Below are 21440 nucleotides of genomic sequence, written 5' to 3' on the forward strand. Positions count from 1 at the left end.
CCAGGGGCATGCAGCAGCGCCCGGGTACCGGGTGGTCCGCGCTTCGCGGCTGGGGGTGTGGGGTGTGTCGGGGCCCGCCGGGCTCGGTGCGCCGGAGGCAATCCGCCGTCGCTCGGAGGTAGTTGCCTGGCTCGGGGGAACACGAACAGTACGTACGACCCCCGCCACAGTCCAGCGATTCCGTGTCAGCTCCGCGCAGAATCCGACGGCGCGGTGCCGCGTCGTCACGCGGCGAGTCCCAGCAGGTTCAACAGGTCGGCGGTCACCACCCGGTAGGCGTTGCCGAACCGCAGGACCTTGCAGGGGTACTGGCCTCGCTTCGCCAGCTCGTATCCCTTGCTCCGCCCGAGCCTCAGGGCCCGGTTACCCGTGTCCAGGTCAACGGCCACCGGAAGGGCAAGCAGCTGCTCCCGGCTCATTCCCTTCGGCTGGCCGGCCATCTCGTCATCGCGCACGCGGCGCTCCCGTCCTCACAGCCCACGGCGAACACGTCCTCGCATTCGGCTCCGGGCCTTGATTACTAACTCTGAAGAAGTGAATGTGTCTCCATGACACAAAATCGTTTCGATGATGGAGATGAGGACGACGTACCCGAATGGGCCGACCGAGTCATGGCCGACGTGGCTCGCGAAGTCCGACGGCGGAGGAAGGAGATGAAGTGGAGCGCCCAGGACCTGGCCGACCGGTGCGAGGCGATCGGCTTCCCGATCCCCCGCAACGTCATCGCCAACATGGAGTCGGGCCGGCGTGCGGTCCTGCCGCTGGTCGAGGTGATGGTTCTGGCGAAGGCGCTGTACACCCACCCGATCCACTTGATCTACCCCGTTGGGTACGTGAACGAGGTGCAGCAGCTCCCGCTCACGCACCTGGTGAAGCCCGCTGAGGCCATGCGCTGGTTCGCCAACCTGGACCACAGCTTCACCGCGGGCGAGCACTACATGCTTCGCGGCCATCTCTCCCATGAGGCTGCGGTGCTCGCCGCCTTGGAAGCGATGCGGGGCGAGAGCCGCCAACGGCAGATCGCTAAGCAGACACCCGACGACGCCGAGCGCGCCCAGGCGCTGCGCGCCCAGGCCGACTTCGCCGAGCGTGCCGCTCAAGCCAAGGCTGCACTTCGCTGGGAACGCCAGGACATCTACGGGCGCGGCGGCACCCTCCCCGACCTGCCGTTCTCAGCCAGCGACATCGACCCACCCGAAGGCTACGAAAGGGACACCGATTGAAGGGCTCCACCCACCGCCGCTGCTACTGCCGCGACCCGAAGACCGGCAAGCCACTGGGTAAGGCGTGCCCCAAGCTCGCCACCCGCAAGCACGGCTCGTACTCCGTCCGCCAGGAGCTCCCGCCCCGCGAGGACGGCACCCGCCGCTCCTTCAGCCGTGCCGGCTACGAGACCCTCAAGGCCGCCCAGGCCGACCTCGACCACATACGCGCCCTCCTGGGCCTGGCCGAGACCGATGACGTCGAAAACCTGGCCCAGCTCGCGGACATGCTGGAGCTGGTCGCCGAGGAGAAGGCTCCGCTCCCCGACATCGAAGCGACCCGGCGGCGCCTGAGCCACGGGCTGGACCTGACCAGTCGGCTGACCGTCGGGGAGTGGCTGGACATGTGGCTCTCCGGCAAGAAGGGGCGGCCGAGCGCCATCAGCCGCGACGAGAGCAACATCCGCGTGCACCTCAAGCCGCGCATCGGGCACCTGCGGCTGGACCGGCTCCGCGTCATCCACCTGACAGAGATGTTCGACGCGATCGCCGAGGCGAATGTCGAGATCGCCGAGGGGAACGCCGCACGCCGGAAGGCGGTCGAAGACCTCGCGCTGATCCCTTGGAAGGGGCGCGACCACCGCACCCGGCGCAAGGCGATGAAGGCTGCCATCGACGAGATGGATCCCTACTGGCGGATCGTGGGACCTTCCACGCGCCAGCGCGTCCGCTCGACGCTGCGGGCCGCGCTGAACGCCGCGATCGCCCAGCAGCTCATCACCTTCAACCCGGCCGCGCACGTCGACCTGGAGGCGGGCAAGCGGCCGAAGGCGCTCGTCTGGACCGGCGAACGCATCCTCCACTGGAAGCGGACCGGCGAGAAGCCTTCGCCGGTGATGGTCTGGACGCCGGAACACACCGGCCTCTTCCTCGACCACATCGCCGAGGACCGCCTGTACGCGCTGTTCCACCTGATCGCCTTCCGCGGGCTGCGGCGCGGTGAGGCGTGCGGCCAGCGATGGACCGACACCCACCTGGACGCCGGGCTTATCACGGTCGCCAAGCAACTCGTCGTCAACGGCTGGGAGGTCTACGAGGACGACCCCAAAACCGACGCCGGCGCCCGCACCATCGCCCTCGACTCCGACACCGTGCACGCCCTGCGGCGCCACCGGGTCCAGCAGGACAAGGACCGGGCCAAGTGGGAAAGCGCCTGGGTGGAGACGGGCCGGGTCTTCACCCGCGAGAATGGGGAGCTCCTCCACCCCGCGAACGTCACACGGCGCTTCATCGAGCTGTACGAGGAGATCGGGCTCCCTCCGGTCCGCCTGCACGACCTGCGCCACGGCGCCGCAACGCTGGCCCATGCGGCGGGGGCCGACCTGAAGGACATCCAGGAGATGCTCGGCCACTCCTCGATCACCATCACGGCGGACACCTACACGAGCCTGCTCCCCGAGGCCGACCTCGCGATCGCCGAGGCCGCAGCCCGGCTCGTACCGCGCGCTCGGGCGGCCGTCCAGGAGGCCCCGGCCAAGGCTCCCGAGGCTGCCGAGCCCGGAGGAGAAGGTGCAGCGCCCGTGCCGGATCGTGCCGATGCATCGGCAGGCATCCCGGAGCCCGCTGGCACGTCCGCTCACGCACCGCTCACGCAAACGGCCCCGGACGCGGAGTCCGGGGCCGAATAGGGCGCCTCCCTGGGGAGAAACCCCAGGTCAGCGGCTTACAGGTTGTGCCCTCGGCAGGATTCGAACCTGCGACACCCGCTTTAGGAGAGCGGTGCTCTATCCCCTGAGCTACGAAGGCGGGCCTTGCGTAGAACGTGGCTGGACACTCTGTGTGAGAATCCGGCTCGCCTCGGCAAGGTCCTGGGCTGCCACAAGGGCAGCCCAGGGACAGGGTAGCGGATGAGAGCGGGGCTCCGCGGCTCAGTTCTTGGGGGATCCGGTGAGGCCTTCTGCAGTCTCTGCGTCCGCGTCGGCGTAGGTGGGGTCTTCCCGGTAGCGGGCCGCGCTGGTGGTGTTCTGAGGGGGCGAGTGGGGCCCACCTCGGGAGCCGGCGGTGTGGGTGCCGGACGGCTGGGTCACGCCGCACACTCGCGTCACGAGCGGTGCGAAGTCTCCTTCTGGGAGCGGCCTTCTCCCGCGGCTCCCAGCGCAAGGCAGGTGGCAACAATCGAGAGTGAGGCCAGGGCCGCGAAGAGGTGGGGATAGCCGCCGAGTGGGCCTGCGAGGGCGGCGCCGGCCCATGGCGCCAATGCTCCCGCGATGTGGGCCGGGGCGCCGAGGAGGCCGGAGAGGCGGCCGTAGTGGGTGGTGCCCCAGCGGTCGGTGACTGCCGTGGCCTGGAGGAGGGTGAGGTTGCCCCGGACGACTCCTGCCAGGACCGCGAGGGCGATCAGCAGGGGTATCGGGCCTGCGGTGAAGGCCAGTGCCGCTGTCGTTGCACCGCCGAGGGCGATGAGGGCGGCGGTGCGCGTGGTGACGGACGTGCGGGTCGAGAGGGCCGAGTAGAGGGTGCGGCCCAGGGTTTGGCCGGCCCCTCCCAGTCCGAGTGCCCAGGCGGCTTGGGTGGGGGTGGCGCCGCGTTCCGTGAGGAGCGGGATCAAGCCCATGACCACCGCGTACATGGCGAAGCCGGAGAGGGTGAAGGCCACGGCCAGCAGGATGAAGGGGCGGCTGCGCGGGATGGGCGTGGTGCCGTCCGTGGCGGGTGGATGCGGTGGGGCGGCCGGCCAGGGGGCGCGTAGGGCCAGGGCGTGAGCCGGGATCGTGACGGTGGCGAGGATCACCGCGAGGACGGCGTACGTGGCGCGCCAGCTCAGGTGCTCCGCGATGGCTGCCGTGAGCGGCGCGAAGACGGTGGAGGCGAGACCGCCGGCGAGGGTGACGATGGTCAGGGCGCGGATGCGGTCCGGGCCCCACCAGCGGGTGAGGGCGGCGAAGGCCGGCGGGTAGAAGGTGGCGGCCATGGTGAGGCCCGCGAGTACCCAACCCAACGTGAAGACAGCCAGGTTGGGGGCGGTCGCGATCACGAGGAGTGCGAGGGTGCCGAGGGCGGAGCCCGCGGTCATCACCGCGCGCGGTCCTCGGCGGTCGAGGATGCGGCCGATGGGGATGCCGGCGACCGCCGAGACGAGGAGCGCGAGGGAGAAGGCGGCTGTCGCGGCGTTGGTGGACCAGCCGGTGTCGGCCGTCAGGCGCGGGAGCAGGACGGGGAAGGCGTAGTAGACGATGCCCCAGCTGGTGATCTGTGTGGCGCACAGGGCGGGCAGCGCGGCGCGCGGCCGCGACCGGACCCCCGTCCCGGTCGCGGCCGCGTCGGCCTGGGTGTCGGCCACCGGGGTCAGCAGCCGCCGGAGGAGGCGGGGGCGCCGATCGTGAGGGTGGCCGGGGCCGCGCAGCAGCCTCCGCCGCTGGTCTCCTCGGCCGCCTGGGGCTGGTCGAAGAGGCCCGCTCCGCCGCAGACTCCGGTCTCGGGGAGGGTGAGTTCGACGCGTTCGGCGGCTTCGTGGTCGCCTGCGAGGTGGGCGGCGATGGAGCGGACCTGCTCGTAGCCGGTCATGGCGAGGAAGGTGGGGGCGCGGCCGTAGGACTTCATGCCGACGAGGTAGACGTCCTTCTCCGGGTGGGAGAGCTCCTTGACGCCGTGGGGGTAGACCGTGCCGCAGGAGTGCTGGTTCGGGTCGATCAGAGGGGCGAGGGCGGTGGGGGCCTGGAGGCGCTCGTCGAGGGAGAGGCGCAGCTCGTTCACGAAGGCGAGGTCGGGGCGCAGGCCGGTGAGGACGATGACCTCGTCGACGGGGTCCAGGCGGCGGCCGTCCTCGGCGACCAGGACCAGCTGATCACCGTGGCGCTCGACGGCGTCGGTACGGAAGCCCGTGACCGCGTCGGCGTGGCCGTTGTCGACGGCGGCCTTGGCGGCGAGGCCGAGGGCGCCGCGCGCGGGCAGCTGGTCGGCGCTGCCGCCGCCGAAGGTGGAGCCGCTGATCCCGCGGCGCAGGATCCACACCGAGTGGGTGCCGGACTCCTCCCCGGAGAGCTCGGCCAGGTAGGCGAGGGCGGTGAAGGCGGAGGCGCCGGAGCCGATGACGGCGGTGCGCTTGCCGGCGTAGCGGGCGCGGACGGCCGGGTCCTTGAGGTCGGGGATCCGGTACGAGATCCGGTCGGCGGCGGCCTTCTCGCCGAGTGCGGGCAGGCCGTCGCCGCCGATGGGGCTGGGGGTGGACCAGGTGCCGGAGGCGTCGATGACGGCGCGGGCGGTGAGGCGCTCCTCGGTGCCGTCGGCGTTCAGGACGCTGACGGTGAAGGGCTGGGCCTCGCGGTCGGCGTCGACGATGCGGTCGCGGCCGAGGCGGGAGACGCCGGTCACCGTGGTGCCGTAGCGGACCGTGTCGCCGAGTACGTCGGCGAGCGGCTGGAGGTACTGCTCCGCCCAGTCCGCGCCGGAGGGGTAGGTCGCACGGTCGGGGGCGGTCCAGCCGGTGGGTGCGAGCAGCTTCTCGGCGGCCGGGTCCACGAGCTCGGACCAGGTGGAGAAGAGGCGTACGTGACCCCATGAGCGGACGGCGGCACCGGCGGCGGGTCCGGCTTCCAGCACCAGGGGCTCGATGCCGCGCTCGACCAGGTGGGAGGCCGCCGCGAGGCCGGCGGGGCCGGCGCCGATCACGATGACGGGCAGGGCTTCGGTGGATGCGCTCACGACGGGCTCCCGGTTTGATTCGATGAACGTCGATGTCCTTCTGGAGTCAGCATCCCACCGCGTATCGACGTACGTCAACATAGACATCTGTCGAATTTGGAGGGAGGATTGCTTCATGCCCTCCACGAAGCTGCTGCCGATGCTCGAAGACGAAGCGGCGGCACCCTGCTGCCCGCCGCTGACCGAGCGCCCGCTGACGGCCGAAGAGGCCGAGCGGACCGCCCTGATGTTCAAGGCCCTCGGTGACCCGGTGCGGCTGCGGCTCTTCTCTGCGATCGCCTCCCACGAGGGCGGCGAGGCGTGCGTCTGCGACATCTCCGACGTCGGTGTCTCCCAGCCGACCGTCTCCCACCACTTGAAGAAGCTGCGCGAGGCGGGCCTGCTGTCCTCGGAGCGCCGCGGGACCTGGGTGTACTACCGGGTGGAGCCTTCCGTCATCGCCGCGATGAGTCAGATGCTGGGCCGCCCCGCCTGACCTGCCCGCCTGGTACGCGAGGGCGAGCCTTCCGGGTGCCGCTTTAATCGACTATCGTCGATGATCGATGAATGAGACGACGAAACCCGGTCAAGGGCTGAGCCCCGAGGACGCGCAGACGTACTCAGGGTGGTTCAGGGCCCTCGCGGACCCCATGCGCGTACGACTGCTGAACCTGCTGGCGGAGGAGCGGCGCCCCCTGACGGTCGGGGAGATCACCGAGCGACTGCCCATCGGCCAGTCGACCGTGTCCCACCACCTCAAACTGCTGGCCGAGGTCCGCTTCGTGCTGCCCGAGCGGCAGGGCACTTCGGTCAGCTACGAGGTCAACGCCGCCTGCCTGGAATGCTTCCCGGCAGCCGTGTCGGCGATCCTCGGGCGGCAGCCGTGAACATCGCCCCCATGACGCGCGATCACGCCGACAGGGTCCTGGAGATCTACCAGGCCGGGATCGACGAGGGCAACGCCACCTTCGAGACCGAGGCCCCCACCTGGGCCGAGTTCGACGCGGCGAAGCTGCCCGAGCACCGCTTCGTGGCCTTCGACAACGCCGGCAAGCTGCTCGGCTGGGTGGCCGCGTCCAAGGTCTCCGACCGGTGCGCTTACGCGGGCGTCGTCGAGCACTCCGTCTACGTCCACCCCGACGCCAGGGGCCGCGGCGTCGCCCGCGCCCTGCTCGACGCTCTGATCACCTCGACCGAGGCGGCGGGCATCTGGACGATCCAGTCCGGGATCTTCCCCGAGAACACCGCGAGTCTGGCCCTGCACCAGCGCGCCGGCTTCCGCGTCATCGGCACCCGTGAGCGCATCGGCCGCCACCACGGAGTGTGGCGCGACGTCGTCCTGCTGGAGCGCCGCAGCCCGCGGATCGTCTGAGCGACTCGACGGCGTAGGGGCCCCGACACGGATCGGGGCGAGCCGGGACCGCCACCGGCGTCTTACGGCTTGAGGAGATCCGCGATCTCGCGCGCCGCGTCCCGTGCCGGGCGGCCGACGCCGATGAGGGTGGCGGAAGCCGGGCCGGTCCAGTCGCCGTAGCCGAGCAGGTGCAGGCGCGGCTCGTCCGCGGCGCGGGTGCCGACGGTGGCGATGTGGCCGCCGCTGCCGCGAAGGTGCAGCGGGGCGAAGTGGGCCAGGGCGGGGCGGAAGCCGGTGCACCAGATGATCGCGTCGGCCTGGGCGCTCGTGCCGTCCTGCCAGACGGCGCCGTCTGGGGTGAGGCGGCTGAACATCCGCTGGGCGTGCAGGAGTCCGGCGTCCCGGGCCGTGCGGACCGGGGGTACGGCCACGATGTCGCCGAGCGAGGCGATACCGCCGGTGTCGGTGCGGCCGGCGTCCAGGGCGCGGCGGCGGGCGGTGGCGGCGTCGAAGAGGGCGCGGCCGTCGATGTCGTCCGGGAGGTAGCGGGGCGGGCGCTGCGTGACCCAGGTCAGGTCCGCCGTCCCCGCGAGGTCGGCGGCGATCTGGGCGCCGGAGTTGCCACCCCCGACCACGATCACCCGCTGCCCCGCGAACTCGCCCGGGCTGCGGTACTGCACGGTGTGGAGCTGGCGACCCGCGAACTCGCGGCGGCCCGGGGTGGCGGGGAGGAAGGGCCGCGTCCACGTGCCGGTGGCGCTGATGACCGCGCGGGCCTGCCAGTCGCCCGTGTCGGTCTCGACCCGCAGGTGCTCGCCGTCGCGGTGGACCGCGTCGACCGATACGCCCCGCCGGACGGGAAGTTCGTACCGCTTCTCGTAGTCGGCGAGGTACGAGACCACGTGCGCGGCGTCGGGATAGACCTCCCCCTCCTGCGCGGGCATGAAGCGGCCGGGCAGGGAGGAGTAGGCGGCAGGGGAGAAGAGGTGCAGCGAGTCCCAGGTGTGCTGCCAGGCCCCGCCCGCGCCCGCCTGGGCGTCGAGGATGGTGAACTCGACGCCCAGGCGGCGCAGGTGGTAGCCGGCGGCGAGCCCGGACTGGCCGCCGCCGATCACCACCACATCGGTACGGGAGGTCATGCGGCTGCCGTGAACTTCTCGCGCCAGGCGAGGGACACGTAGACCAGCGCGATCAGGACCGGGACCTCGATCAGCGGGCCGACGACTCCGGAGAGGGCCTGGCCGCTGGTGACGCCGAAGGTGGCGATGGCGACCGCGATGGCCAGCTCGAAGTTGTTGCCGGCCGCCGTGAAGGCGAGCGTCGTGGTGCGGTCGTAGGCGAGGCCGATGGCCTTGCCGAGGGCGAAGGTGCCGAACCACATCACCGCGAAGTACACGAGGAGCGGGAGCGCGATGCGGGCCACGTCCATGGGCTGCGAGGTGATGTTCTTGCCCTGGAGGGCGAAGAGGATGACGATCGTGAAGAGCAGGCCGTAGAGGGCCCAAGGGCCGATCTTCGGAAGGAACTTCGACTCGTACGCGGCGCGGCCGAGCTTCTTCTCGCCCAGGCGGCGGGTGAGGAACCCGGCGAGCAGCGGGACGCCGAGGAAGATGACGACGTTCAGCGCGATCTTCCACATGGAGATGTCGAGGTGCTCTCCCTTGCCGAGCCCCAGCCAGCCGGGCAGCAGGTCGAGGTAGAACCAGCCGAGGACTCCGAAGGCGATGACCTGGAAGACGGAGTTGAGGGCGACCAGGACGGCGGCGGCCTCGCGGTCGCCGCAGGCGAGGTCGTTCCAGATGATGACCATGGCGATGCAGCGGGCCAGGCCGACGATGATCAGGCCGGTGCGGTACTCGGGCAGGTCCGCCAGGAAGATCCAGGCGAGGGCGAACATCACGGCCGGGCCGACGAGCCAGTTGATGACGAGTGAGGAGACCATGAGCTTGCGGTCGCCGGTGACGGAGTCGAGCTTGTCGTACCGGACCTTGGCGAGGACCGGGTACATCATGACCAGCAGGCCGACCGCGATGGGGAGCGAGATGCCGCCGATCTCGACCTTCGCAAGCGTGTCGTTCAGGCCGGGGATCAGGCGGCCGAGCCCGAGGCCGAGGCCCATGGCCAGCAGGATCCAGACCGCCAGGAAGCGGTCCAGGGTGGAGAGCTTGGCGACGATCGAGCTGTCCTCGCGGACAGGCGCGGTCGTGGTCATCAGCAGGCTCGCTTTCGGTTTGTCTCATAGGTGGTGCGAGCGGTGGCGGCCAGCTCGCCGAAGGAGTCCGCGAGGGCCTCGATGACCTCGGGCTTCAGCTTGTAGTAGATGAACCGGCCACAAGGCTCGGTCTCGACGACGCCCGCCTCCCGCAGCACCTTCAGGTGGTTCGAGAGGTTCGTCTGCCGCGCGCCGGTTTCCTCCACGAGGTGGGTGGTGCAGAGGGTCTCGCGGGCGAGCAGGGTCACGATCTGGAGCCTGATCGGGTCGGCGATCACTCGGAGCAGATCAGTGGTGGCTGACGTCATCATGCACTGATACTCTCACATCATTCGGGGCTGACACCAGTCGAGGATGACCTCTCCCGGGAGGTCTCCGGCGCTGCGCCCCGTAGCCCGCGCCCATGAAGGAAGAGCTGATGACCTCCACCCCGCTCGCGTCCGTGCTGTTCGTCTGCATCCACAACGCAGGCCGCTCGCAGATGGCCGCCGGCTTCCTGCGGCACCTCGCGGGCGACCGTGTCGAGGTCCGCTCCGCAGGCTCCGTCCCCGGAGACCAGATCAACCCCTCCGCCGTGGCCGCCATGGCCGAGCTCGGGATCGACATCTCGGACCAGAAGCCGAAGGTCCTCACGCCGGAGGCCGCGAAGGCCTCCGACTACATCATCACCATGGGCTGCGGCGACGCCTGCCCGTACTTCCCCGGCAAGACCTACCTCGACTGGCAGCTGGAAGACCCGGCAGGCCAGGGCGTCGAGGCCGTACGACCCATCCGCGACGAGATCAAGGGCCTGATCGAGGGCCTCGTCGCAGAGATCGACGCCAAGAACACGAAGAAGCAGGAGAGCTGACCGCATCATGACGACGAACACCGAGGCCGGCACCGACGAGGTGCGCGAGGTCATCATCATCGGCTCCGGCCCGGCCGGCTACACGGCTGCTCTCTATACGGCCCGTGCCCAGCTGAAGCCCCTGCTGTTCGGCAGTTCCATATTCGTCGGCGGCTCGCTCACCACGACCACCGAGGTCGAGAACTTTCCCGGCTTCCCCAGCGGCATCGACGGCCCGGACCTGATGGACAACATGCGGGCGCAGGCGGAGAAGTTCGGCGCCGAGATGATCGACGACGACATCGTCTCCGTCGACCTCGGTGGTGACATCAAGCTGCTGACGGACTCCGAGGGCACCGTCCACCGTGCGAAGGCCGTGATCATCGCGACCGGCTCCGGCTACCGCAAGCTCGGCCTGCCGAACGAGGACGCACTCTCGGGGCGCGGAGTGTCCTGGTGCGCCACCTGTGACGGGTTCTTCTTCCGCGACCGCGACATCGTCGTGGTCGGCGGCGGCGACACCGCCATGGAGGAGGCCACCTTCCTCACCCGCTTCGCCCGCTCGGTCACCATCGTCCACCGCCGCTCCACCCTGCGCGCCTCCAAGGCCATGCAGGACCGGGCGTTCGCCGACGACAAGATCTCCTTCGCGTTCGACAGCGAGGTCGCCGAGATCAAGGAGACCGGCGGCATGCTCTCCGGTGTCGTCCTGCGCGACGTCCTCACCGGCACGACGCGCGACCTGGACGTGACGGGCCTGTTCGTCGCCATCGGCCACGACCCGCGTACGGAACTCTTCGCCGACCAGCTCGAACTGGACGGGGAGGGCTACCTCAAGACCCAGGCCCCCACGACCCGTACGAACATCCCCGGCGTCTTCGGCGCGGGCGACGTGGTCGACCACATCTACCGCCAGGCCATCACCGCGGCCGGCTCCGGCTGCGCCGCCGCCCTGGACGCTGAGCGGTACCTGGCCGCGCTGGCCGACGTACGGGTGGAAGCCCTCGCGCCGGTCGCGTGAGGGAAGGGGCCGACGGTGTCCCCGTCGGCCCCCGTAACGCACTCCGGGCCCGCTCCATCGTGATTGCGACACGACGGACCGGGCCCGGTTCTCATTTCCTGCTGCGGTGCTGCGGTGCTGCGGTGCTGCGGTGCTCCGTGCTCAGGCGGCTGCCGCCGGAGAGCACGTCAGGGTTTCCGGCAGCTCCAGGCGTACCGTGCGGTCGCAGAGACGCTCCACCTGCGCCGGATCGTGCGAGACGAGCAGGACCGTGCGGTTGCCGCGGAGGGCGGCCACCGACTCCTCGACCGTGTCCCGGCTCCGCTCGTCCAGCGCGCTGGTGGGCTCGTCCAGCAGGAGCGCCGCCGGTTCGAGGGCCAGGGCGCGGGCCAGACACAGCCGCTGACGCTGTCCGTTGGAGAGCGACTGGGCAGGAGAGTCCAGCCGGTTGCAGACCTCGTTCCACAGGCCCGCTTCCTTCAGGGCCTGTTCCACCCGGTCGTTCAGGTCGGCCCGGGACGCGCGCACCAAGTGGCGCAGCCCGAAGAGGGCGTTGTCCAGAATGCTTCCACCGAAGACGACGGGCGTCTGCGGCACCAGGACGACCGTGCTCCGCAGGCCGGAGTCGCCCTTGCCGTGACGGAAGGGGCGTCCCAGCACCTCTAGGTGGCCGTCACGGGTGAGGCCGTGGGGCAGCAGGTCGACCAGGGCGCGCAGCACCGTCGACTTGCCGGCGCCGGAAGGGCCGCACAGTCCCGTGGTGGAGCCCTGCTTCAGGTCGAAGGTGACAGGTCCCACCAGGGTCTTCTTGCCGTCGAGGACCCGCAGGTCGCGGACGGATATCACGTGGTCCATCGTCGTGCTCCTTCGAAGCGGTTGCGCAGGGCCACCGCCAGGCTGAGAAGTACTGCGGTGATCAGGACCAGGACCAGGGCACTGCCCCACGCTTGAGTGATCGCCTCGGGGGCACCCGAGTCCTGGGACAGGGTGAAGATGTGGGTCGGCAGAGCCTGCACCGGGGCGTTGACGATCCCGGTCGGCAGCGCGGGCGCCCCGAAGAACACGGTGGCGGTGAAGATCAGCGGGGCTGTCTCTCCCGCCGCGCGGGCCAGGCCGAGCAGCAGGCCGGTGAGGGTGGCCGGCCAGGTGTACGGGATGACCACGGAGCGGACGTACTGCGCACGGGTCAGGCCGAGTGCCAGGGCGCTCTCGGTGATTTCGGGCGGCATGCTCCGGATGCGACCGGCTGTGGTGAGGGCGATGACCGGTACGACCACGGGCACCAGCACGATGGCCCCTGCCAGCCAGGACCGGCCCCAGCCCATGGCGGACGAGAACAGGACGTAGCCCGCAAGGCCCAGCAGGATCGTGGGAGTTCCCCCGATGGCGACCGTGAGGGTCTCCAGTACGCGCGTTGTCTTCCCTGACGCCCGGATGCCGATCAGGACACCTGCGGCATAGCCGAGGGGCAGGGCGATCAGCGCCGTGGTCGCCAGCAGCAGGAGCGTGCCCAGGATCTGGTCGCGTACCCCGCCGCCGGCAGCGCCGGTCGAGGGTGAGAACCAGAAGGCCGGGTTGAGCGCGGAACCGCCCCGTGTCAGCAGGATGGCGAGCATTCCGAGGAGCAGGGCTCCCGGCAGCGCCAGCGCCGCCATCCGCAGCACCGTCGTGAAGCGGTCCCGCGGGATGCGCATGCGGCCGGCGGCCCCGTGGCCGCGCAGGCCGCGCTTCGCGGGACGGACCGAGGACTTTCGGGTGCCCCACACGGTCGCCGCGGCCACCAAGAGGAGCAGGATGATGCCCAGGGCGCACAGCGCCGCGAAGTAGGGGCCGGAGGTGCCGGCGAGCATCGGCTCGGGGCCGGCCAGCTTGGTGGTCAGGGTCTGGCCGGGGCGGACCAGGGAGGAGAAGAAGTCTCCAGGCGAGCCCGGGAGCCTTCCGTCGGCGCGGCCGATGACCATGAAGACCGCGATGGCCTCGCCGAGTCCGCGGGCCAGGCCGAGCAGGACGCCTGCGCGCATGCCCGCGCGGGCCTGGGGCAGTACGGCTGACCGTACGACCTCACGGCGGGTCAGACCGAGGGAGTACGCGGCCTCCCGGTAGCGGGCGGGGACGGCCGACAGGGCGTCCACGCTGACCGCGACGATCGTCGGCATGATCATCACGGCGAGGACGATGCCGGCGGCGAGCAGACTGTCGCCGCCCGGTACGTCACCCAGCATCGAGACGAACGGCCGGATCACCATGATGCCGATGAGGCCGTAGACGATGGAGGGGACCGCCGCCAGCAGTTCCACGCTCAGCCGCAGGGGCCGGGCGAAGCGCGGTGACAGGTACTCCGACAGGGCGATGGCCGCGGACCAGCCGACCGGGACGGCCAGCAGCAGTGCCAGGACGCACACGACGGCCGAGCCGTAGATCATGGACAGGGCGCCGAAGGCCCCGTTCACCGGGCTCCAGGACGGGTCGGAGACCAGGTTGAGCCAGTCGACGTCACCGCTCGCGATGCCGGTGGCGAGGTATCCGACCAGTACCGCCAGGACGAGGACCACCGAGAACATCCCGGTGTACACCCATCCCCACACCCATCTGGCCCGCCGCGGGCGGCCGCCCCGGACGGGCGGCCGCGACGCGGTGGTTTCTGGCGTGGTGGGTCCGGGCGCCTCGACCGGGCGCTCCAGAGTGACGCTCACCGTCAGAGACCCATCTGCTGACGGGTCAGGTAGCCGTGCTTCGGGAGGAGCTTCTGGCCCTCGGCCGAAAGCAGGTAGTCGATGTACTGCTTGACGGAGCCCTTCGGCTGCCCGTCGGTGATCATGAACAGGGGTCGGGTCATCGGGTACTTGGAGGACGCGACGTTCTCCAGGGTCGGTGCGACGCCGTCCAAGGGCACGGCCACCAGGCCGTCACGGCCATCGATGAAGCCGGTCGACAGGGGGGCGATGGAACCCCGGGTGGACTCCAGCTTGTTGCGGGTCTCCAGGTTGCCGCCGACCACCGCGTAGTTGGCGGACTGCGGGGGCAGCGGGGGCTTCCCCTTGCCGTAGACGAACTTGTCGAGCACCTCGCGGGTACCGCGACCGGGCTCCTTGTCGTAGACGAAGACGTTCAGGTCCGGGCCACCGACCTGCTTCCAGTTGGTGATCGTCCCCTCGAAGAGGCCCTTCACCTGCTCCTTGGTGAGGTTCTTGACGCCCCCGTCGGCGACCTCCTTGGTGATGATGATGCCGACCGCGTCCGCGCCGATCTGCGTCGTGACGAAGTCGGTGTTGGGGTAGGTCTTCTTGTCCTCGTCGGACAGGGGCTTCGAGCTCAGCGCCACCTGGATCTGCTTGGAGCCGAGCTGGGAGATGCCGCCGGCGGAACCGCCCTGGGTGGCCACCGTGATCTTCAGGCCCTGGCCCTTGAGGGCCTCGGCGGCGTCCGATGCGACCGGGGCAACGGTGGTGGATCCGCTGGCCTGCACCGCGGAGGAGCTGGCCTGGGCGGAACCGGCGCAGCCGGTGAGCACGGTGGCGAGGAGCAGCGCGGCGGACGAGGCGACGCCGGCCTGCTTCTGCTTTCTGGTGAGGAGGGACGGCGTGCGGTGGAGCGTGGTGGTCATGGCAGACATGGCGGTGCCTTTGCTGGTGAACGGTGGGTGGACTACGGGTGGGTGGAGGACGGGCCACCCTGGTGATCAGGAGTCTGATCGGTGGGAGGGTGCCGGAGAAGAGGTTCCGTGTGGCATGAACCGCTTGCGGCACCCACCTGCCGATCGGGGGCCGGAGGCTAGTCGGGATCCGGCTTAATGACGGTCAAACAATGGGTGAACAGAACGATCTTCGACGTGGGCGTTCAGCTGGTGGACGTAGGCTGACCTGTATGTCCGTAGAACAGGTGACCGGGCAGCCCCCTCGGCTCCTTGCGTTCATCGACGAGGATCCGACGTGTGGGCCGCCCCTCGAAGTGGATCCGCTGCCCAGGGAGCGGGCCGAGATTCTCGCGCGAACCCTGAAGGGCCTGTCCGATCCGACGCGTCTGCAGATCCTCAGCGTCCTGCTCGCCGCTCCCGACGGCGAGGCGTGCGTCTGTGACCTGACGCCGCTGCTGGGTCTGGCCCAGTCCACGGTCAGTCAGCACATGAAGGTCCTCTCGGACGCCGGCCTGGTCACGCGCAGGAAGCGCGGAACCTGGGCCTGGTACGCGGTCGCGCCCGACCGGCGCGACGTGCTCAACACCCTCATCTGGGGCGACGCGGAGCAGCAGCCCTAGACGTCAGGCCGCGACGGCCGCACGGGCGGCCACTTCGGCCGCGAACGCCTTGATCAGCGGGTGGACGTTGCCGGGGCCGGAGACCAGCTCCGGCTGGAACAGCGTGCCGATGAAGAACGGGTGGCCGGGGACCTCGGCCGCCCGGGGTGCGCCTTCGGTGTCCCAGCCGCTGAACAGCACACCCGCGTCGGCCAGGCGCTCGACGAAGTCGGCGTTCAGGCCGTACTTGCAGTGGTACGTCTCGGTGGTCATCTCGGCGTCGTCGTAGACGGCGGCGAGCCGGCTGCCGGCCGTGAGCAGGAGCGGGGCCTGCTCGCCCGCCAGGCAGCAGGTGAGCGGCACGATCAGCGGGGTCGGTGCCTCGGGGTCGTACTGCACGTCGTCCGCGTCCGTGAGGCCGACGACGGTACGGGCGTACTCGATCAGCGCGTGCTGGAAGCCGCCGCAGGTGCCCAGGTAGGGGACGCCGTTCTCGCGGGCGTGCCGGACGGCGGACAGGACTCCGTCCTTGTTCTCGTACGGGGAGCCGGGCACGACCCAGATTCCGTCGAAGCCCTCCAGGGACTCGGGACCGGCGATGGTCTCGCTGGGCACCCACTCCGTGTCCACGTCGAGCTCGTGCCGGAAGCTGTCGAGCCGGGCGTGGGCGGGGGACTTGCCGTGGTCGCCGATCAGCGCGATGCGCGGGCGGGGGCCGGTGGCGGTGGTCATGCGGGCTGCTCCCGTGTCGTGTGGGTGGGCTTGTCTTCGTGCGTGATCCGCCCGAGGCGGACGTGTCCGTGGGGGGCGAGGCGTGCGACGAGGCGGCCGTCGCGCTCGCTGGTGGTGGAGGCACCGCCGAGGAAGAGCAGCGGGCCGTCTCCGGTCGGCAGCAGTGCCTCGGGGAACAGCTCCTGCTCGGTGTCGGTGCCGTTGCGCACGGTCAGGACGTGCGCCCGGCCGTCGGCGCCGCTGGCGACGTACGCCTCCAGGGCGGGGCTGCCGGCATCCACGGCACGTACGTCGGCGTCGTCGGCGAAGGCGGGGGCGAAGGCGGGGGCGAAGGCGGCCCCGCCAGGGGTCGACTGGGTGACGGGGGCGGTGGCGGTGGCGATTGCGGTCACAACAGACTCCGGCCGGTCATGGCGGGGCCGTTCGGGCGGCCCAGCAGGTGCAGGACGGTGGGTGCGATGTCGGCGAGGCTGCCTCCCTCGGCGAGGTTCTCGCCGGTGAGCTGCCCGGGGGCCGGGACGACGACCGCGGGAACGGGGTTGGTCGTGTGACCGCCGTACGGGAGCGGGGCGCCGTCGGGGCCGGGCTTGGACATGCGCTCGGCGTTGCCGTGGTCGCCGACGAGCAGGACCCAGCGGCCGGTCTCGGCGGCGGCGGTCAGGATCTTCTCGACCTCGCGGTCGGTGTGTTCGGCGGCCTTGACCGTGGCGTCGTGGTTGCCGGTGTGGCCGACCACGTCGATGTTGGCGAGGTTGGCGATCACGAGTGTCACGTCGTCACGCCGGGCGGCGGCGGTGATGGCTTCGGTGACCCGGGCGAGGTTCATCTCGGGCCGGGCGACGTAGTCGGGGGCGGTGTCCGCGGTGATGCGGACGTGCTCCTCGACCTCGCGGACGCGGTCGTCGCGGCCGTTGACGTAGTAGGTGACGTGCTCGAACTTCTCCTGCTCCGCGATGCGTACGGAGCGCAGACCGTGGGATTCGAGTGCGTCGGCCAGGCCGCCGGAGGCGTCCGCCCGCCCGACCAGGGCGGGGATGTCCGCCTTGGTGTCGTACTGGGTCAGGGACAGGACGTCGACGTCGGTGTCGGTGAGGATCTGGACGAGGTCGTCGGCGAGCTGCTGGATGCGGTCGCTGCGGAAGTTGGTGAACAGGACGGTGTCCCCGTCGCGGACGGTGGCGAGCGGCTCGCCGTCGGCGTCGGTGAGGACGGTGGGGGTGACCCACACGTCCCCGTTCTCGGCGCCGGCCAGCACCTGTCCGTAGTCGCGGGCGGTGGCGCCCTTGCCGTCGGTGATGGCCTCGCTGACCTTGGCGGTCAGCTCCAGGTCGCCGCTCTTGTCGAGGCCGTAGCCGCGACCCGAGACGGTGGCCAGGGCCCCCACGCCGCTGGCGGTGAAGAAGCTCTCGACGCGGGCCAGGTAGTGGCCGGCGGTGCGGTCGGCGACGTCGCGGCCGTCGGTGATGGCGTGCACCCACACGCGCTGCACACCGCGGGACGCCGCGATGGTCAGGAGCGCGCGGAGGTGGTCGACGTGGGAGTGGATCATCCCGTCGGAGACCTGGCCGACGAGGTGGAGGGCGCCGCCGTTGGATGCCAGCCGGTCGAGGGCCGCGGTCAGGCGCGGGTTGTCGCCGAGCTCCCCGTTGTCGATCTGCCGCTGGACCAGGACGCTGTCGTAGTCGAGCGGGCGGCCGGCGCCGATGACCATGTGCCCGATCTCGGAGTTCCCGACGGTGCCGGGCAACAGTCCTACGTGCTCACCGGAAGCCTCCACGACGGTGGAGGGGTGCTTGGCGGCGATGGCATCGAGGACGGGGGTGTGGGCGTTGGTGAGCGCGTTGCCGGGTCCGGGCGCGGCGTGGCCCCAGCCGTCGAGGACGAGCAGGATCCCGGGAGTGCCAGTGCCAGTGCCAGTGCCGGTACCGGTGTTGGTGTCGGTGTCGGTCATCGCAGGGTGTCCAGGGTGTTCCAGAAGGCCGGGAAGGACTTGGCGACGCAGCCGGGGTCGTTGATGACGACGCCGGGGGTGCGCAGGCCGATGATCGCGAAGGTCATGGCGATGCGGTGGTCGTCGTAGGTGTCGATGACCGCGCCGTGCGGGGTGCCGCCGTGGATGGTCATGGCGTCGTCGTACTCGTCGACGGTGATGCCCATCTTGCGGAGTTCGGTGGTGACGGCCGCGATGCGGTCGCACTCCTTGACGCGCAGGCTGGCGATGTTGGTGATGTGGGTCTTGCCCTGGGCGAAGGCCGCGACCGCCGCGAGGGACGGGACGACGTCGGGCATGGCGTCCATGTCGACCTCGATGCCGTGCAGTTCGCCACCCTTGACGGTGATCGAGTTCTCGGTGATCTCGACGTGGGCGCCCATCCGGCCCAGGACCTCGGCGAGGCCGACGTCGCCCTGGTGGGAGGTGGAGCCGATGCCCGGGATGGTGACCCGGCCGCCGAGGATCGCCGCGGCGGCGATGAAGTAGGACAGGCCGGAGGCGTCGGGCTCTACGACGGCGTGGCCGCCCTTGAAGGACTGGCCGGCCGGGACCTTGAAGCTGCGGTAGCCGTCGCGCTCGACCGTGATGCCGTGCTCGGCGAGGGTGGCCAGCGTCATCTCGACGTACGGCTTGGAGACCAGCTCGTCGACGATCTCGATCTCGGTGTCCTGCTGGGCGAGGACCGAGCTGATCAGGATCGAGGACGTGTACTGGGAGGAGATCGCGCCGGAGATCTTCGTCTTGCCGCCGACGAAGTTGCCGCCGGTGACCTGGATCGGCGGGGAGCCGTTGCCGCGCACCGCGACCGCCTCGACGCCGAGGGCCGGAAGGGCCGCGAGCAGGTCGCCGAAGGGGCGCTCCTGCATGCGGGTGTTGCCGGTGACGGTGGTGATGCCCTCGGCGAGGCCGGCCATCGAGATCAGGAAGCGCAGCGGGGTGCCCGCGCCGCCGACGAAGATGTCGTCCTCGGGGGCGACCATCGGCTTGCCGGTGGGAGTGAGGGTGAACCTGTGGTTGTCGTGGTCGACCTCGACGCTGACGTGCCCGAAGGAGGCGACGGCGTCGGCGAAGAAGATGGTGTCGTCGGAGACGAGGGCGCCGTCGATCACGCCGGTCTTGCCGTCGAGGGCGGCCAGAGCCGCGATGGCGATCTGCCGGTTGGTGTAGCTCTTCGATCCGAGGACGCGCACCTCGTGGTCGATCGAGTCGATGGTCTCGACGGCGAGCTGTTCGGCCTTCAGGCGGGGGTCGTTGAGAGCGCTCATGGGGTGGGACTCCTGATGCTGGGGTGTGATCTGGGTCACGCGAGTACGGCGCCCGAGCCGGGCATGGCGTCGGGAAGTTGGGGGGTGACGGCAATTCGCCACTGCGCCAAGGTGGGGCTGGAATTCAGCGCACGGCGGCAAATCTCGGCCGCTGCGGACAATGCGCCGTCGAGGCTGCTGGTGCGGTGGAAGAACGTCAGCTCGATGCGTCCGGAAGTCGTCTTCGCGTGAACGTGTTCGAGGTCGTCGCCCGGCATTGCCGCGGCCCAGACAATGTCCGTGACCACGGCCGATTCCAGCTTCGCGGCCTCGGCTTCGCGGGCGGCGACGAGCGTGGCGGTGGCCATGAACATGGGCCCTCCAGGCCGGGCGGTAAGTCCTGGTACGGACCACACGTGCTGATCTGCTTCGGCCTGAGTGACGGCGCTGTAGTGCTCCGTGTGGCGGCACTTGGGGCTGCAGCCATGTCCGCCGGCGGGCGAAAAGCCCAGCATGACCGCGGCGGCTCTGTTCATCAGGCGCAGGGCTTTTCGCGCAGCGGGCATGGCTGTCCTCCGTGTGGTGGGGGTGGATTGCACTTCGGTCAGGGGGCGTTCTCGACGCGCTGCGGATTCCGTTTCCGAGGACCTCCGCTGCCCTGTGATCACTAGTTTGCTGAGCATTCCGAGGGGGCGGAAGGCTTAGTCGCTGGCATGAAGTGCGACCGGCAGGCACCTGCCTGAAAGTGGCCGGAATCCCGGCTCGCGATGCCCCGAACAATGCCTGTGCGGGTGCTCAGCCTGCGGACATCCCTTGTCGGGCAGAACTCTGACCTGCCAAGATCGGCCTCCGCCGATGGAGTTGAAGGATCGTCTCGACATATGAGACGTCAAGCGGGGGGTCGCTGTGCTGGCGAGTTTGGGACTGGATACCGAGGCCGAGTCGATCTACCGGCTGATGCTGACCCAGCAGGACTGGGGCGTTGCGGAAATCGCGGTCCACTTGGCCTGCCCGGAGGAGTCCGTACGGGGCGGCTTGGACCGGCTGGCCGAACTGAACCTGCTACGCCGCTCCATGCAGGCGCCCGGCGGACTCAGACCCGTCAGCCCGGACCTCGGCTTCCAGCTCCTGCTCCAGCGCCAGCAGGCCAATCTGCTCGCGCAGCAGCAGCAGTTCGCCGAAAGCCAGGCAGCCATCAGCAAGCTCCTGGGCGAGTACTCGGAGCTGCGGACCGGTGAGCGTCACGGTGTCGAGTACCTCCAGGGCATCGACGCCATCCAGGCCCGCCTCGAAGAGCTCGCCCACCGCTCCACGAGCGAGTGCCTGTCCTTCATGCCCGGCGGCGCGCAGTCCCCTGCCAGCCTGGATGCCAGCCGGCCGCTCGACGAGGACCTGATGCGCCGGGGCGTGCGGGTCCTGACCGTCTACCTGGACAGCGTCCGCAACGACAACCCCACGGTCGAGTACGCCCAGTGGCTCCACGGCAACGGCGGCGAAGTCCGTACCGTGCCCGCCCTGCCGCTGCGCATGGTGCTCTTCGACCGCGAGGTCGCGCTGCTGCCGGTGGACCCGAACAACACCAAGAAGGGCGCGGTCCAGCTGACCGGCCCCGGAGTGCTGACCGCGCTGGAATCCCTCTTCGAGCAGGTCTGGGCGGGCGCCGCCCCCATCGGCAGCACCCGCGACCGCGACGAGGTCGGCCTCACCGCGCAGGAGCGTGAGCTGCTGCGTCAGCTCACGCAGGGCGCCACCGACGAGATCGCCGCCAAGAAGCTGGGCATCGGCCTGCGCACCGCCCGCCGCATGATGTCGGACATGATGGCCCGCCTCGGTGCCCGCAGCCGCTTCGAGGCCGGGGTCCTGGCGACGAAGGCCGGCTGGACCGACTGAGCCCGCGGCGCCTACGGCCCCAGGTGGGACATCAGCAGGTCCGGGCCGGTCGTGCGGCGATCGGAATCATC

The 21440-nt window shown here is 70.3% G+C and carries 23 protein-coding genes and 1 tRNA gene; 9 read left to right on the top strand and 15 right to left on the bottom strand.

Annotated elements, in window-relative coordinates; all coding sequences use genetic code 11:
* Positions 1-224 precede the first annotated feature (224 nt).
* The gene (locus OG276_RS21665; protein ID WP_266907891.1) at positions 225-455 is read right to left on the bottom strand and encodes a hypothetical protein; all 231 of its coding nucleotides are present in this window, start codon (positions 453-455) and stop codon (positions 225-227) included.
* Positions 456-548: 93 nt separating this feature from the next.
* On the opposite strand from OG276_RS21665, the gene OG276_RS21670 reads away from it, so the two are divergent.
* Together OG276_RS21670 and OG276_RS21675 are read left to right on the top strand one after the other, a co-directional pair.
* Complete coding sequence (locus tag OG276_RS21670) at positions 549-1223, top strand: helix-turn-helix domain-containing protein (RefSeq protein WP_266907892.1); 675 nt, start codon at positions 549-551, stop codon at positions 1221-1223.
* Complete coding sequence (locus OG276_RS21675) at positions 1220-2890, top strand: tyrosine recombinase XerC (protein WP_266907893.1); 1671 nt, start codon at positions 1220-1222, stop codon at positions 2888-2890. Before OG276_RS21670 ends, OG276_RS21675 begins: the two co-directional genes overlap by 4 nt.
* A 45-nt stretch (positions 2891-2935) precedes the next feature.
* Here OG276_RS21675 and OG276_RS21680 read toward each other — a convergent pair.
* From OG276_RS21680 to OG276_RS21690, 3 genes are all read right to left on the bottom strand, one after another.
* Positions 2936-3008: transfer RNA gene (locus OG276_RS21680), tRNA-Arg, on the bottom strand.
* 295 nt (positions 3009-3303) lie between these two features.
* On the bottom strand, positions 3304-4542 hold the full coding sequence (locus tag OG276_RS21685) for an MFS transporter (protein ID WP_266907894.1): 1239 nt from the start codon (positions 4540-4542) through the stop codon (positions 3304-3306).
* A 5-nt stretch (positions 4543-4547) separates the two neighbouring features.
* Complete coding sequence (locus OG276_RS21690; RefSeq protein WP_266907895.1) at positions 4548-5903, bottom strand: FAD-dependent oxidoreductase; 1356 nt, start codon at positions 5901-5903, stop codon at positions 4548-4550.
* Positions 5904-6018: 115 nt separating this feature from the next.
* Here OG276_RS21690 and OG276_RS21695 point away from each other — a divergent pair, with 115 nt between their 5' ends.
* The 3 genes from OG276_RS21695 (at position 6019) to OG276_RS21705 (ending at position 7254) form a co-directional block, all read left to right on the top strand.
* Positions 6019-6378, top strand: coding sequence for a helix-turn-helix transcriptional regulator (locus OG276_RS21695; RefSeq protein ID WP_266907896.1), 360 nt, complete (start codon positions 6019-6021; stop codon positions 6376-6378).
* 67 nt (positions 6379-6445) lie between these two features.
* Positions 6446-6769 (top strand): helix-turn-helix transcriptional regulator, encoded by a 324-nt coding sequence (locus OG276_RS21700; protein WP_266907897.1) that lies wholly within the window; start codon positions 6446-6448, stop codon positions 6767-6769.
* An 11-nt stretch (positions 6770-6780) separates the two neighbouring features.
* Positions 6781-7254: a GNAT family N-acetyltransferase gene (locus tag OG276_RS21705; protein WP_266907898.1), complete on the top strand. Its 474-nt coding sequence runs from the start codon at positions 6781-6783 to the stop codon at positions 7252-7254.
* Positions 7255-7316: 62 nt separating this feature from the next.
* Here OG276_RS21705 and OG276_RS21710 read toward each other — a convergent pair whose 3' ends face one another.
* Genes OG276_RS21710 through OG276_RS21720 form a run of 3 tightly spaced genes read right to left on the bottom strand, consistent with a single transcriptional unit; the run spans position 7317 to position 9759 of the window.
* On the bottom strand, positions 7317-8375 hold the full coding sequence (locus tag OG276_RS21710; RefSeq protein ID WP_266907899.1) for an ArsO family NAD(P)H-dependent flavin-containing monooxygenase: 1059 nt from the start codon (positions 8373-8375) through the stop codon (positions 7317-7319).
* Positions 8372-9448 (bottom strand): ACR3 family arsenite efflux transporter, encoded by a 1077-nt coding sequence (gene arsB / locus OG276_RS21715; protein WP_266907900.1) that lies wholly within the window; start codon positions 9446-9448, stop codon positions 8372-8374. The genes OG276_RS21710 and arsB overlap by 4 nt, the downstream gene beginning before the upstream one ends.
* Positions 9448-9759 (bottom strand): helix-turn-helix transcriptional regulator, encoded by a 312-nt coding sequence (locus OG276_RS21720; RefSeq protein ID WP_266907901.1) that lies wholly within the window; start codon positions 9757-9759, stop codon positions 9448-9450. The genes arsB and OG276_RS21720 overlap by 1 nt, the downstream gene beginning before the upstream one ends.
* A 107-nt stretch (positions 9760-9866) precedes the next feature.
* On the opposite strand from OG276_RS21720, the gene OG276_RS21725 reads away from it, so the two are divergent.
* Both OG276_RS21725 and trxB read left to right on the top strand, forming a co-directional pair.
* Entirely contained in the window at positions 9867-10298 is a 432-nt protein-coding gene (locus OG276_RS21725) for an arsenate reductase ArsC (RefSeq protein ID WP_266907902.1), read from the top strand.
* A gap of 7 nt (positions 10299-10305) precedes the next feature.
* On the top strand, positions 10306-11298 hold the full coding sequence (gene trxB, locus OG276_RS21730) for a thioredoxin-disulfide reductase (protein WP_266907903.1): 993 nt from the start codon (positions 10306-10308) through the stop codon (positions 11296-11298).
* A 141-nt stretch (positions 11299-11439) separates the two neighbouring features.
* Here trxB and OG276_RS21735 read toward each other — a convergent pair whose 3' ends face one another.
* Genes OG276_RS21735 through OG276_RS21745 form a run of 3 tightly spaced genes read right to left on the bottom strand, consistent with a single transcriptional unit; the run spans position 11440 to position 14890 of the window.
* Positions 11440-12132: an ATP-binding cassette domain-containing protein gene (locus OG276_RS21735; RefSeq protein ID WP_266907904.1), complete on the bottom strand. Its 693-nt coding sequence runs from the start codon at positions 12130-12132 to the stop codon at positions 11440-11442.
* Complete coding sequence (gene pstC, locus OG276_RS21740; RefSeq protein WP_266907905.1) at positions 12120-13970, bottom strand: phosphate ABC transporter permease subunit PstC; 1851 nt, start codon at positions 13968-13970, stop codon at positions 12120-12122. Before pstC ends, OG276_RS21735 begins: the two co-directional genes overlap by 13 nt.
* Before the next feature lie 2 nt (positions 13971-13972).
* Positions 13973-14890, bottom strand: a complete 918-nt coding sequence (locus tag OG276_RS21745; protein WP_266907906.1) for a phosphate ABC transporter substrate-binding protein — start codon at positions 14888-14890, stop codon at positions 13973-13975.
* 251 nt (positions 14891-15141) lie between these two features.
* Between OG276_RS21745 and OG276_RS21750 the strand changes: the two genes are divergently transcribed.
* On the top strand, positions 15142-15531 hold the full coding sequence (locus OG276_RS21750) for a metalloregulator ArsR/SmtB family transcription factor (protein ID WP_266907907.1): 390 nt from the start codon (positions 15142-15144) through the stop codon (positions 15529-15531).
* 3 nt (positions 15532-15534) lie between these two features.
* Here the strand turns inward: OG276_RS21750 and OG276_RS21755 are convergent, their stop codons facing one another.
* The 5 genes from OG276_RS21755 to OG276_RS21775 are packed head-to-tail and all read right to left on the bottom strand — an operon-like array spanning position 15535 to position 19853.
* Positions 15535-16242 (bottom strand): hypothetical protein, encoded by a 708-nt coding sequence (locus OG276_RS21755; RefSeq protein WP_266907908.1) that lies wholly within the window; start codon positions 16240-16242, stop codon positions 15535-15537.
* Entirely contained in the window at positions 16239-16634 is a 396-nt protein-coding gene (locus OG276_RS21760; protein WP_266907909.1) for a hypothetical protein, read from the bottom strand. The genes OG276_RS21755 and OG276_RS21760 overlap by 4 nt, the downstream gene beginning before the upstream one ends.
* Entirely contained in the window at positions 16631-18193 is a 1563-nt protein-coding gene (gpmI, locus tag OG276_RS21765; protein ID WP_266907910.1) for a 2,3-bisphosphoglycerate-independent phosphoglycerate mutase, read from the bottom strand. Before gpmI ends, OG276_RS21760 begins: the two co-directional genes overlap by 4 nt.
* Entirely contained in the window at positions 18190-19500 is a 1311-nt protein-coding gene (aroA, locus tag OG276_RS21770; RefSeq protein ID WP_266907911.1) for a 3-phosphoshikimate 1-carboxyvinyltransferase, read from the bottom strand. The genes gpmI and aroA overlap by 4 nt, the downstream gene beginning before the upstream one ends.
* 35 nt (positions 19501-19535) lie before the next feature.
* Positions 19536-19853: a hypothetical protein gene (locus OG276_RS21775; protein WP_266907912.1), complete on the bottom strand. Its 318-nt coding sequence runs from the start codon at positions 19851-19853 to the stop codon at positions 19536-19538.
* 544 nt (positions 19854-20397) lie between these two features.
* On the opposite strand from OG276_RS21775, the gene OG276_RS21780 reads away from it, so the two are divergent.
* Positions 20398-21369, top strand: a complete 972-nt coding sequence (locus tag OG276_RS21780; protein WP_323182354.1) for a helix-turn-helix transcriptional regulator — start codon at positions 20398-20400, stop codon at positions 21367-21369.
* Positions 21370-21440: the final 71 nt, after the last annotated feature.

The organism is Streptomyces sp. NBC_00086 (assembly GCF_026343255.1).
GTDB lineage: Bacteria > Actinomycetota > Actinomycetes > Streptomycetales > Streptomycetaceae > Streptomyces.

Coding starts and splice junctions, on each gene's coding strand:
- OG276_RS21670 (WP_266907892.1), top strand. CDS start 549: ATGACACAAAATCGTTTCGATGATGGAGATGAGGACGACGTACCCGAA.
- OG276_RS21695 (WP_266907896.1), top strand. CDS start 6,019: ATGCCCTCCACGAAGCTGCTGCCGATGCTCGAAGACGAAGCGGCGGCA.
- OG276_RS21700 (WP_266907897.1), top strand. CDS start 6,446: ATGAATGAGACGACGAAACCCGGTCAAGGGCTGAGCCCCGAGGACGCG.
- OG276_RS21705 (WP_266907898.1), top strand. CDS start 6,781: ATGACGCGCGATCACGCCGACAGGGTCCTGGAGATCTACCAGGCCGGG.
- OG276_RS21710 (WP_266907899.1), bottom strand. CDS start 8,375: ATGACCTCCCGTACCGATGTGGTGGTGATCGGCGGCGGCCAGTCCGGG.
- arsB (WP_266907900.1), bottom strand. CDS start 9,448: ATGACCACGACCGCGCCTGTCCGCGAGGACAGCTCGATCGTCGCCAAG.
- OG276_RS21720 (WP_266907901.1), bottom strand. CDS start 9,759: ATGATGACGTCAGCCACCACTGATCTGCTCCGAGTGATCGCCGACCCG.
- OG276_RS21725 (WP_266907902.1), top strand. CDS start 9,867: ATGACCTCCACCCCGCTCGCGTCCGTGCTGTTCGTCTGCATCCACAAC.
- trxB (WP_266907903.1), top strand. CDS start 10,306: ATGACGACGAACACCGAGGCCGGCACCGACGAGGTGCGCGAGGTCATC.
- OG276_RS21735 (WP_266907904.1), bottom strand. CDS start 12,132: ATGGACCACGTGATATCCGTCCGCGACCTGCGGGTCCTCGACGGCAAG.
- OG276_RS21745 (WP_266907906.1), bottom strand. CDS start 14,890: ATGTCTGCCATGACCACCACGCTCCACCGCACGCCGTCCCTCCTCACC.
- OG276_RS21750 (WP_266907907.1), top strand. CDS start 15,142: ATGTCCGTAGAACAGGTGACCGGGCAGCCCCCTCGGCTCCTTGCGTTC.
- OG276_RS21755 (WP_266907908.1), bottom strand. CDS start 16,242: ATGACCACCGCCACCGGCCCCCGCCCGCGCATCGCGCTGATCGGCGAC.
- gpmI (WP_266907910.1), bottom strand. CDS start 18,193: ATGACCGACACCGACACCAACACCGGTACCGGCACTGGCACTGGCACT.
- aroA (WP_266907911.1), bottom strand. CDS start 19,500: ATGAGCGCTCTCAACGACCCCCGCCTGAAGGCCGAACAGCTCGCCGTC.
- OG276_RS21775 (WP_266907912.1), bottom strand. CDS start 19,853: ATGTTCATGGCCACCGCCACGCTCGTCGCCGCCCGCGAAGCCGAGGCC.